1 pseudogene is annotated in these 519 nt (G+C 42.8%); it reads left to right on the top strand.

Annotated elements, in window-relative coordinates:
• Positions 1-71: 71 nt before the first annotated feature.
• Positions 72-266: pseudogene (locus KIV40_RS32190) on the top strand (flavodoxin domain-containing protein); the annotation flags it as partial.
• Positions 267-519 lie beyond the last annotated feature (253 nt).

The following is a 519-nucleotide window of genomic DNA, read 5'->3' as shown; positions in this document are numbered from 1 at the left end:
ATTGATAATGGCACTGACCTCCTCCGTGAGTCATGCAAACTTGGCTGATGTTGGTGAGCCAGTACCCTAAGGTTCGTTTTGCTGTGATTGCGATTGGTGACTCAAGCTACGATCCCTTCTGCGCCGCAGGCCAAGCCGCCCATGAGTTATTAACAAATCTTGGCGCACAGGCGATTTCTGACTGTTTTACCATCGATGTATTGGAGACTCCGGTACCCGAAGACGCTGCAGAAGAGTGGTTTAACGATCATAGTGAGCAGTTTTAGAGTTCTATAATCGATAAAAAAGCGGCGAAAGCCGCTTTTTTTGTACCCAAAACCACCAGCTGTGAATAACTTTTACCAATGAAATGGCACTTTTTTCTCATTTATTGCCATTTTCCTTGTGGATAAGGTCATAGAAATACAGTGATTAACCTATAGTTATCCAAATAACAACTTAAGATCACTTTTTGGGGTGTGTATAAGTGGCCTTTTTGATCCCAGCTAATCCTCATCCTGATCAAAATTAGATCACACC

The sequence above is a fragment of the Vibrio sp. D173a genome, from assembly GCF_030248475.1.
Note: the sequence above shows the minus strand (reverse complement) of the source record. Positions and strands in the feature narration are given on the sequence as shown.